We start from the raw sequence: 10925 nt of genomic DNA on the forward strand, positions 1-10925 counted from the left end.
CGCCTTGGTGTCACCCCTCGGCGCGAAGCCTCGCGACCGGCGTCTGCCCGTTGACCGGCACATTCCAGATATCTTCGGCGTATTCAGCGATGGTCCGATCGGAAGAGAACCAGGCCATCCGTGCCACATTGAGAATGGAGGCGCGGGTCCAGGCGGCTTGCGTCTGCCAGCGAGCGTCGATGCCGCGCTGCGCCGCATAATAGGAATCGAAGTCGGCGCTGACCATGTAGTGGTCGAGGTGACGCAGTGCATGCGCGATCGACTCGAAGCGGCTGGTCTCGCCCGGCGAGAATTCGCCGCCGCCGATTGCATTGATCGCGCGTGACAGCCCCGGGGAAGAGCGGATCACGTCACTGGCATCCAGCCCCTGCCTGCGCCGTACCATCACGTCCATCGCTTCCATGCCGAAGATCGCAATGTTTTCCGCACCAACATGCTCGCGGATTTCGATGTTGGCGCCATCGAGCGTGCCGATGGTGATAGCGCCGTTGAGCGCGAGTTTCATGTTGCCGGTGCCCGAGGCTTCCATGCCGGCGGTCGATATCTGTTCGGAAAGATCGGCTGCCGGAATGATGACCTCCGCCAGGCTGACATTGTAGTCGGGCAGGAACGCGACTTTCAGGCGGCCGCCGATCGCAGGATCATTGTTGACGACCTCGGCGACGTCGTTGATCAGCTTGATGATCAGCTTGGCGTAGCGATAGCTTGCAGCGGCCTTGCCCGCAAAGATCTTGACGCGCGGCACCCAGTTGCCTTGCGGATTGTCCTTCATTGCGTGATAGAGCGCGATCGCTTCAACGATGTTAAGAAGCTGCCGCTTGTACTCATGGATTCGCTTGATCTGAACGTCGAACAGCGCCGAGGGATCGACCTTTATATTGATTTTTTCGCCGATCAGCCGCGCCAGCGCGACCTTGTTGTGATGCTTGATGTTACGGAATTTCTCCTGAAAGGCGCTGTCGCCGGCATGGCTCTCGATTTTACGCAATAGCGTTGGATCATCGAGCACGGCTTCGCCGCAGGTCTCGCGCAACAGGCCGGTCAGCTTCGGATTGGCAAGCATCAGCCAACGGCGAAAGGTGATGCCGTTAGTCTTGTTGGTAATGCGATCGGGATAGAGATGGTTGAGATCGTGGAACACGGTCTCTTTCATCAGATCGGAATGCATTGCCGAGACGCCATTGATGCGATGCGATCCGACGAAGGCCAGTTGCCCCATTCGCACCCGCCGGCCGGATTTCTCGTCGATCAGCGAGACGGAAGCGCGGAACTCGATGTCGCCGGGGCAGCGCTCTTCAGCGAGCGCAAGATGGCCGGTGTTGATGCGATAGATGATCTCCAGATGCCGGGGCAGCAGTCGCTGGAATAATTCGACCGGCCAAGTCTCGAGCGCTTCGGGCAACAAAGTGTGGTTGGTGTAGGAGAATGTCGCAACCGTGATCTTCCAGGCTTCGTCCCAGCGGAAATTATGCAGGTCGACGAGAATGCGCATCAGCTCGGTGACCGCGAGGCTCGGATGGGTATCGTTGAGCTGAACTGCGACCTTCTGCGAGAGGCTGCGCAACTGGCCATCAGCCTCAAGATGACGTTTGACCAGATCCTGCAACGAGGCCGACACGAAGAAATATTCCTGGCGCAAGCGAAGTTCGCGCCCGGCGGGGCTTTCGTCGTTCGGATAGAGAAACTTGCAGATCGATTCCGCGCGTGCCTCTTCGGCGACCGCCCCGATGTAGTCGCCGGTGTTGAAGACATCGAGCCGGAGCGGGTCGGGCGAGCGCGCCGACCACAGGCGGAGCGCATTGACGTTCTGGCCGCGCCAGCCGACGATCGGCGTATCGTAGGCGACAGCCTGCACGGTTTCCGCCGGATGCCAGATGACGCGGTCGCGTCCATTGTCGTCGACATGCTCGACGCGGCCGCCGAAATGGACGTGATAGACGACCTCAGGCCGCTGGAATTCCCAGGGATTACCGAAGCTCAGCCATTCGTCCGGATATTCCTGCTGCCAGCCATCGTTGATGATCTGACGAAACAAGCCGAAATCGTAGCGGATGCCATAGCCGATCGCGGGGATGCCGAGGGTGGCCATACTTTCCATGAAACACGCCGCCAGCCGTCCGAGGCCGCCATTGCCGAGCGCGGCGTCGGGCTCGCATTTGCGCAGTTCCGTCAGTCCGACGCCAAGGTCGCCGAGCGCAGCCTCGAACAGCGCCAGCAGTCCCATATTGTTCAGCGCGTCGCTGAAGAGCCGGCCGATCAGGAATTCGAGGCTGAGATAATAGACGCGCTTGCGGCCGGTATCGTAGCTCTGCTTGTCGGCCGCCAGCCACCGGTGCACGATGCGGTCGCGCAGGGCGAGCGCCGCTGCCTTGTACCAGTCGTGCCGGGTGGCCATGCCGGCGTCCTTGCCGAGGGCAAGCCGGAGCTTGGCAAGAATGGCGCTCTTGATTTCCGACAGCGCCAGCTCATCGATGGGCTGGCCTGCCGGCGAATTCACTGGATGTGACGGCTCTGGCAAATGCAAATCCTGCGACAAAAACTAGGATACCGTACCTTGCGCCGGGATCGAACCCCCGCGATTTGCGGTAGCTGGGAATGCACAGCTTTCATGCAAGGACCGGACCGGGGTTCCACCTCATGCCGCGCATCCAACCGCTCGTTGCCGATAACGTTTATTCTTGCGCGTATTCTCGCGTCGGTGAGCGCCTAACGGCGCTTCGGTGTTCTCATGGTGGCGCGACGGCTGTCGAAGGGGAACCAGCTTGCCATCATAGGACCGTACCGACGGCCAAGTTCGATGATTTCTGGTTGACGTTCCCATTTCCCACTTGCGTTCATGGCGCTCAACCTTGGGCAGCAGCACTGAGTTTGGAACGAATTAAGAACACTTTAGCAAGTCTTTGATATATCATAGTGATTCGCGACGTCCCAATACCACATCTATGGTCTGTGGAGCTTGCCGAGGACAACATGTCCACCATCGCCTTTGATCAATTCGCCTTGACCCGTATCGCCGACTTCGCCCGCTCGCTGTCACGGCTGCACAAAGCCTCGCGCCGCCAGCCGGTCGATGACGACGCAATCGACCGGGAGTTCAACGCCGTCTGTCAGTCGGTCTGGGGCTACACCACCGACGATATCAGCGACGAGCTTTTCTCGGATGAGGACCACGCCTTTCTGGATTCGCTCGACGAAGCGCAGGCGCGCATCTTTGCGGCGGAGCAAGGCTACGACCTCGTGGACGACGAAGGCATGCTGACCGACTGGTGGGGGTATTGCTGGATGATTCTGGCCGAGAAGCGCGGCCTGCTCACGGTGGAAAACCGCGCTGCGGCGCGCGCTCAGATCGAGGAAAAATACCGCGCCGCGCCGAACGTGATCGGCGTCATAGTGGGAAGGTAAGAAGATTGTCTGTCATGGCCGGAGCCCTCCAGAACGCCGGTTGACCGCAGGGCCGTCAATTTAACGCTGCGTGATTGTCGCGCGCTGGAACCGGCTTGGCCGCCGGCGCGCTCACGTCGCTGGCGCTCTCCAACGTCGGGGCGCCGTAGCCGGACGCATCGGGTGCGACCGGCGACACCTTCATCGCACCCAGGCGGGCGCGCACCTCCGGCGTCAGGCCGGGATAGCTGGCAACCGGAATGAAGTCCGGGCTGTTGTTGTTGCCGACCTTGATGCCGGAATAGGCCACCAGCCCATCGGTGGTGGCGATCACGTCGCCGGCGCGGAGCGAGGAATCCATCGTCAGATCGACGGGCGCCAGGCCCGCCGCGTCGCGGCCATTGCAGGTGCAGTCGGCGCGCAGCGCCTTGCGATAGGCGAAGGCATTTTCGCTGTCGGCGTAGCGTTCGCCGGTCGCGCTGGTGGCGCTATCGATATTGTTGCCATAGAAGACCTGGGTCGGGCTTGCCGGACAAAAGGCCTGGCAGATCTGAACCGGGGAGGCGTTACCGCGCGCCAGCGGAAAATATTTGCCGTCGCAGCTTCGCACGCAAAAGGCAGGGCCGCTCAAGGTCACCGACCGCGCCGGCTGCTGGTTCTGCTGAAAGGGATCGGCGAAGAAGTTCGCCTGCGATGACGATGCCTGATGTTGCAGTTTCCGCAAGCCGCCGAAAAAGAGGTCGAACAGACCCTCGGCGCAAGCTTGGCCTGGCAACAGGCCAAGGCTGCTGACGAGGAGAATGGCGGCAACGGATGCCCAGCGAGGCTGCCTGCGCTGATCAATCGACTCGATACCCAACGCGCTTACTCCACCGATACCAAATCTTAACGCCAAGGCAGCTCAGGGCCCGGCGCGGTTGACGTTAGTGCGGTATGGTAAACGAGCTATGAGCAAGGGCGGGAGCGAGGCCAAAAAGTGCTCTTTTGAAGACTCGCGCGGTGCTTCGCTATCCTATTCCTTCAGGTATTCGCTTGCCTGGAACAGCCAGCGGAAGGCGAGGCCGGCCTGCGCAAAGTTCTCGACGGCACCCTCCTGACGATCCACCATCGTCAGAACCAGAACGACTTCACCGCCGGCGTCCCGTACGGCTTCGACCGCCTTGAGCGCTGAATCGCCGGTCGTGGTGACATCCTCCACGATCACCACGCGCTTGCCCTGCAGGCTCTCGTTCTTGGCGAGGCCTTCGACCGCAAGCCGGGCGCCGTGTTCCTTCGGCTTCTTGCGGACAAAGAAGGCTGCAATCGGATGGCCCTTGAGCCACGAGATCTGGGCGACCGCGCCGGCCAGCGGCACCGCACCCATCTCCAGCCCCCCGATATAGTCGAGGCCCTCGTCCTTGAGCGCCTCATAGGTCAACTCGGCCAGCAGCGCGGCGCCTTCGGGATCCAGCATTGTTGGCTTGAGATTGAAGTAGAAGTCGCTCTTGCGCCCGGAAGCCAGCGTGATCTCGCCACGCCCAAAGGAGCGCTTGCGAATGATCTCGACGAGGCGGGCGCGGGAAGCGGATTTGGACAACAGTGATCTCCGTATCGGGTGGCGCAATTTATGCGCGGTCGAGCGGCAATGCCAGTGCCCTGACTACGACATCAACAGGGGGAACCGGGCCGTTTTGCGTGAGCAATCGGGAATGCTACAGACGCCTCAACCGCAACGCCTTGAGGGCCCGCAAATGAGCATCGAACTCCACACCTGGAATACGCCGAACGGCCGCAAGATCAGCGTGGCGCTGGAGGAAATGGGACTGCCCTACAAGGTCTTTCCGGTCGACATCACCAAGGGCGAGCAGATGGCGCCCTCGTTTCTGGCGATCAGCCCCAACAACAAGATTCCGGCCATCGTCGATCCCGATGGCCCGGGCGGCCGGCGCGTCAGCGTGTTCGAATCCGGCGCGATCCTGCTCTATCTCGGCGAAAAGACCGGCAAGTTCTTACCGTTGCCGCTCGTCGAGCGCATTCCGGTCTATGAATGGCTGATGTGGCAGATGGGCGGCTTTGGGCCGTTTCCTGGCCAGGTGCATCATTTCATTGCGCTGGAGAACGAGCAGGATCGTGCCTATGGGCTGAAGCGGTATATGGCCGAGACGCGCCGTCTCTACGGCGTGCTGGACCGGCGGCTTACTGACCGCGAGTTCGTCGCCGGCGCGCTGTCGGTTGCCGATTTCGCGATCCTCGGCTGGGCCTGGCGTCATCCGCGCCACAAGGTCGATCTTTCGGACTTTCCCAGCGTGAAGCGCTGGTACGAAACGCTGATGGCGCGGCCCGGTGTGAAACGCGGCATGGAAGTGAAGCTGGATTGAGGATCTTTCTGCCCGCGGCAACTTTGGGAATTGATCGACGCGGGTTTCGGGTCATGAACGACGTCTAGAGCGTCAGGTCAGTAGCGTCAGCTCGACCCCAATCAGCGGACTATTTCGTCGTCCGTGAAGAATGCGGACTGGCCTGAGAAATAAGCAGAATTGGCCTTGATATAGTATTCGATTTTGCAGGAAAGCGAGGTGTTGGACCTGGCTTTCTTGCGTTTTTGGATTTTGCTTTTGGGCGATTCGTGATTCCCTGACGGCGTCGTCGACGTTGGGGGATGCGATGAGCAAACCGCGGGATGATCGCCAGAAAGACCTGTTGCTTCCGGCTCTCGATCAGATCATCGACATGGGTCATCCGCTGGTGCGGTTGGCGGGGCTGGTCGACTGGAACATCCTGAATGAGCGCTTCAGTTCGGTGTGCCAGGCAGGGTCTGGGCAACCGGGCTTGCCGACGCGGCTTGTCGCTGGCCTGTTCATTTTGAAGCACATGCACAACCTGTCAGATGAGGTGCTGTGCGCTCGCTGGATCGAGAATCCCTACTACCAATAATTTTGCGGCGAATTGAGCTTCTGCCACCGTCTGCCGTTTGATCGATCGTCGATGACACGCTGGCGGCAGCGGCTCGGCGAAGAACAGCTCGTCGCGTTGATCCAGGAAAGTCTGTCCCAAGGACCAAAACGGGTGGTCGTCGATACCACGGTGCAGCCCAAGGCGGTTGCGCATCCGACCGACGCGCGGCTGGTGCACCGGGCAATCATCAAGCTGGTTGGGCTTGCCAGGCGCAACCGTGTGCCGCTGCGCCAGAGCTATCTGCGCCTGGCCAAGCGCGCCGCCATTATGGTCGGCCGCTATACCCACGCCCACCAGTTCAAACGCGCCCGGCGCCAGCTCAAGTTCCTGCGGATACGGCTTGGCCGGATCATCCGCGACATCCGCCGCAAGATTGATGGCGATCCGGTGCTGGAAGCTCGCTTCGGCCCGTTGCTCGCTTTAGCGCAGCAGGTGCGCAGCCAGGATCAGCATCAGCGCGGTCCAAAGGTCTATGCGTTACATGCCCCGGAGGTGGAGTGCATCGGCAAGGGCAAAGCCCGCGCGCCCTATGAGTTCGGCTGCAAGGTCAGTATCGCCACGCCCGTGACATCTCCAAAGGGCGGGCAGTTCGTGCTCCACGCCAAGGCCCTGCATGGCAATCCCTTCGATGGGCACACGCTCGGTCCCGTGATCGCCGATATGGAGAAGCTCACCGGTGTGGAGGCTCGCCGTATCCACGTCGACAAAGGGTATCGCGGTCACAATCACCCGCATCGGTTCAGGGTCTGGATCTCGGGTCAGGTCCGCCGCGTCACCGCTTCCATCCGTCGCGAGATGAAGCGCTGCGCGGCTGTTGAACCCGTCATCGGGCACCTCAAGGCCGAGCACCGCATGGACCGCAATTATCTCAAGGGACGCCTCGGCGACCGCATCAACGCTGTTCTCGCCGCAGCTGGCTATAACTTCAGCCTGCTGCTGCGGTGGCTCGCAGAACTGTTGCGTGTCATCATCCGAGCCTTCATGCATACCGTCATCCAGGCTCAAAACACCGCTTGAGCTGGGCGCCGCGTCAGTTCTTCACGGTCGACTATTTCAGAACAGAGTCGGACTTCGTTTGTGGGTCACAAACCGAAGTCGAGCGCCGACCCAGCCTGCGTCTGCTCAAGCCCAGGAAGCGGACCTCGTGGGGTTTCGATGTCGGCGACGGGCCGATAGCAGAACTGAGTAGTTAGAAGTTTGCCGCTTGGACTTGAAGCGCCCTTACCATGAAATGCTCAGAGGTTTGCCTTTCTCAAACCGGCTTAGACGGTTGGACAGGTTGAATGACGCGAAAACGTGGGCGAGTTGATCCTGAGTTTCGCGCAAATGTCCCCAACCCTCATTGTGCACCGATACTAAAGCCGCATTTGGAAACGCGTGTGCAGCCTCCAGGGAGTCTTCGCTCCCCATCGTCATGTGAAACCGGCCGCGAGGTTCGGCTGCACCAGCATGCAGGATGACGACCCTCGGCGAAAACCTCCGCGCCACCTCAGCCGTGCCATCGAACCAGAGAGTATCGCCTGTAATGTAGACCAAGTCGCCGTGCGTCTCAGTTCCGAGAGCGAAGCCTACGACATCTCCAACATCAATACCGATGGGGCCATGGCGCGCGGGGGTGGCGGTCACGGTCAACGCTTGCCGACCGTCTTTCTGGAGCAATCTGCTTTCAAATGGGTCTAGGCCGACAGTATTTTCACCAAGACGCTGAGCCCCAGACCTCGTCGTATAAACCGCGCTGACCATCGGCAACAGTGAGCGCCCCGAGTTATCGAGATTGTCGAAATGATGATCGTGGCTCAGCAAGACTGCGTCTAGTTCGCCAATCTCGTCTATCGAGATGCTTGGCCCTTCAGTTTTGACGTGCTTTACAGAGCTGTGCGCGCCTTGGTATTGGCCTGGAGGGTCGAAGGTCGGATCTGTGAGTAAACGATAGCCGTCGTACTCGATGAGCACGGTGGGACCACCAATCAAGGTGAGAGTGATAGAACGGGGCATAGCGCTCTCTTCGATGTTAAGCCAACCGCAGATAACCTCCTGGCGATCTGCGAGAAATCCTCTATCCTTCATCAATGGCTGATAAAAAACGCACAGAGCTTGATTGGGAGGATGTGCGCGTTTTTCTCGCGCTTGCCCGCTACGGCAGTTTGTCAGCCGCCGCACGCGTATTGTCGGTAAATCATGCGACAGTCGCCCGCCGCGTGCGCTCTTTGGAACGGTCTTTGGGCGAGCGGTTGGTGGAGCGGCGTATTGATGGCTACGTGCTTACCCCGGCAGGTACGCGGTTGCTCGGGCCAGCTAAGGAAATGGAGACGGCGGCGGCCAATCTGAGCCGCGGAGGCGGGGACGACCGACCTGTGGGGCTTGTTCGCGTCAATGCGCCACCAAGTCTCTCACAGCATTTTCTCGCTTCCCGTCTCGCTGGTCTTTGTGGGAAATATCCAGGGATCGACATCAATCTGGCGACCGACTTTCGGGCGGTGAGCCTGGAGCGGCATGAAGCCGACATTGCTCTCCGCTTTGGGCGCCCCCGGGATGGTGACGTTCTTGCCAAGCGGTTGCGATCGATCGAATTCGGGTTCTACGCTAACGCTGAATACAGGCGTCGCCTTAACGCCGGCGCAGATCCAACTTTCGTTGGATTTGACGAGGCAAACGCCCATTTGCCAGAAGCGCTTTGGCTGGCCGAACACTTCGCTCATAGACGCATATCATTTCGGACGAACAGTCAATCTTCTCAATCGGCCGCGGCAAGAGCGGGTGCTGGAATTGCGCTTCTTCCGCATTTCATCGGAAAAATGGACGACAGACTCGTAATCTGCGAGTTGGACCTCGAGCCACCAACTCGCGAGCTTTGGCTAATCATCCGACGCCAAGATCGAGAAAGCCTCCACATAAAAACGGTTGCGGAGCATATCGCTTCGATCTTTGCCAAGGAGCCTGGATTCTTCGATAAGAAGCGATAGAAAGCCGCATCGCGAGATCATCTCTTGTCGGCTAACGTCGCGCCTGGAAATTTGAAAGCGTGTTTAAATTGCTTGAGCAGTTGGGCGGATCACTATCTCGTTCACGTCGACATTGGCAGGCTGCTCCATCGCGAACGTGATTGCACGAGCCACGGCTTCGGCCGGAATTGCATTCTTATAGATCTCAAGCATGCGGGCGCTGTCGGAGCCCGTCGTCTTGTATTGTATGCCGGTGTCAACGGCACCCGGCGTGATCAGGCTGGACCGTATGGGCGTACTTGCGAGTTCGGCTCTCAAACCCTCGGATAGCGCTCGAAGAGCAAACTTGGAGGCCGAATGCACAGCGCCGCCCGGAGAAAATACCTTTAGTCCGTGGACGGAGCTGATGTTGATTACATGCCCTCGCTGCTGTTCCAGGAACACAGGAAGAATGGCGGCGATAGCCCACAATGCCCCCTTAACATTCAAATCGATCGTCGTCTCCCATTCTGTCGTGTTGATCTCCTTTAGGGGGCGAACGAACATTATTCCGGCGCAATTGATCAGCGCATCTAGCGAGCCAAAATCGCGTACGATGTGCTCAACAAGGGTTTGTACTTGGTCTTTCTTGGTAATGTCGACCGGGTACGCGCGAGCGATGCCGCCCTTGCTCTCTATCGTTTTGGCGACAATCTCGGCCTTGGCTGCATTGATATCCGCGACCGCCACCTTTGCTCCTTTTGCTGCAAGATCCTGAGCCGCTGCCGATCCGATGCCACCGGCGCCTCCAAGGATAAGGGCTACCTTGTGTATAATCCCGCTCATTCGCGATCCCTCTTTCGTAACCAGCGCGACCGTAGTCCTGAACAGCACGAAGTTGAATGCGCGTTTTTCAACCGCCGATGCGAAAAAATGCAGGTGTCACACCGTCAGTTCGATAGTCCGAGTTGGGTCAAAATGCGATGTGATCGTGCTGACAAAGCACGACCGCTTCCACCCTCGAACCGGACACGGGTGGCCTCTGATTGTGAGCTTGCCACGGATGATTTGCTCGGACGCGCAAGGCCTCTTGCGAAAGATATTTCGCTCACCCCGTCGGGCAAATCATCTCTACAAGCCCGCGCCATCCTGTGCTCGCCAGAGGGGCGTTTGGCCGATCGTCACGAACGTTGGGCGTAGGATGCGATGGACGCGTTGGTGCTGCCAGACGAGCGGCGCCGGTCGCGGACGGCGAAGTCGTGTGGTCTTGATGCCTCGACGCTGGTATCAACTCAGTGACAATGCTGACGCATTGCACTAGGGATGGTGACAAGAAAGCCCGATCACCAGAGAGAGCCCGAAGGAACCCGTAAAACCATCGTGCAGGGAATGCCGGAATGTTCGGCGAACCTGTGGTGACTAACTCGTGTGCTTTCTTCACTTGCACACGAGGCTGCGGGTGAGCCTGATCACCCGGCATTCCCTGCGCCCTCCATCATTCGATGGACGATGGTTCGAGCAAGACTCAAGGTGCAATCGCGCCGTGAGAATGCGAGCGCACGTCCGCTGTTTGAAAGGTGAACCGGAAACTGCAACGCGGGCTGGTGCTTGCCCCGCGCCGTTACCGATGCGGGCTGTACTTCTTATCCTTCTCTGTCAGGGGAGGGGATCAGAAGCACCCGCGCAAAC

At 59.5% G+C, this 10925-nt stretch carries 8 protein-coding genes and 1 pseudogene; 4 read left to right on the plus strand and 5 right to left on the minus strand.

What is annotated here, in order from left to right; translation table 11 throughout:
- Positions 1-10: 10 nt before the first annotated feature.
- Positions 11-2497, minus strand: a complete 2487-nt coding sequence (locus tag NEZ08_RS09025; RefSeq protein ID WP_298106264.1) for a glycogen/starch/alpha-glucan phosphorylase — start codon at positions 2495-2497, stop codon at positions 11-13.
- A gap of 473 nt (positions 2498-2970) precedes the next feature.
- Here NEZ08_RS09025 and NEZ08_RS09030 point away from each other — a divergent pair, with 473 nt between their 5' ends.
- Positions 2971-3402, plus strand: a complete 432-nt coding sequence (locus NEZ08_RS09030) for a hypothetical protein (protein ID WP_298106265.1) — start codon at positions 2971-2973, stop codon at positions 3400-3402.
- A gap of 55 nt (positions 3403-3457) precedes the next feature.
- Here the strand turns inward: NEZ08_RS09030 and NEZ08_RS09035 are convergent, their stop codons facing one another.
- Complete coding sequence (locus tag NEZ08_RS09035) at positions 3458-4183, minus strand: DUF2865 domain-containing protein (RefSeq protein WP_298106277.1); 726 nt, start codon at positions 4181-4183, stop codon at positions 3458-3460.
- 210 nt (positions 4184-4393) lie between these two features.
- A complete protein-coding gene (pyrE, locus tag NEZ08_RS09040; protein ID WP_298106266.1) occupies positions 4394-4957 on the minus strand; it encodes an orotate phosphoribosyltransferase in 564 nt (187 codons plus the stop codon).
- A gap of 154 nt (positions 4958-5111) precedes the next feature.
- On the opposite strand from pyrE, the gene NEZ08_RS09045 reads away from it, so the two are divergent.
- Both NEZ08_RS09045 and NEZ08_RS09050 read left to right on the plus strand, forming a co-directional pair.
- Positions 5112-5738 (plus strand): glutathione S-transferase family protein, encoded by a 627-nt coding sequence (locus tag NEZ08_RS09045; RefSeq protein WP_298106267.1) that lies wholly within the window; start codon positions 5112-5114, stop codon positions 5736-5738.
- A 286-nt stretch (positions 5739-6024) separates the two neighbouring features.
- A pseudogene (locus NEZ08_RS09050) lies at positions 6025-7332 on the plus strand (IS5 family transposase).
- A 204-nt stretch (positions 7333-7536) separates the two neighbouring features.
- On the opposite strand, the gene NEZ08_RS09055 reads toward NEZ08_RS09050, so the two are convergent.
- Entirely contained in the window at positions 7537-8310 is a 774-nt protein-coding gene (locus NEZ08_RS09055; protein WP_298106268.1) for an MBL fold metallo-hydrolase, read from the minus strand.
- Positions 8311-8384: 74 nt separating this feature from the next.
- Between NEZ08_RS09055 and NEZ08_RS09060 the strand changes: the two genes are divergently transcribed.
- Positions 8385-9278, plus strand: a complete 894-nt coding sequence (locus tag NEZ08_RS09060; protein WP_298106269.1) for a LysR family transcriptional regulator — start codon at positions 8385-8387, stop codon at positions 9276-9278.
- 63 nt (positions 9279-9341) lie between these two features.
- Here the strand turns inward: NEZ08_RS09060 and NEZ08_RS09065 are convergent, their stop codons facing one another.
- Positions 9342-10082, minus strand: a complete 741-nt coding sequence (locus NEZ08_RS09065; RefSeq protein WP_298106270.1) for an SDR family oxidoreductase — start codon at positions 10080-10082, stop codon at positions 9342-9344.
- Between the last annotated feature and the right edge of the window lie 843 nt (positions 10083-10925).

The organism is Bradyrhizobium sp., assembly GCF_027451485.1.
Lineage (GTDB): Bacteria > Pseudomonadota > Alphaproteobacteria > Rhizobiales > Xanthobacteraceae > Bradyrhizobium.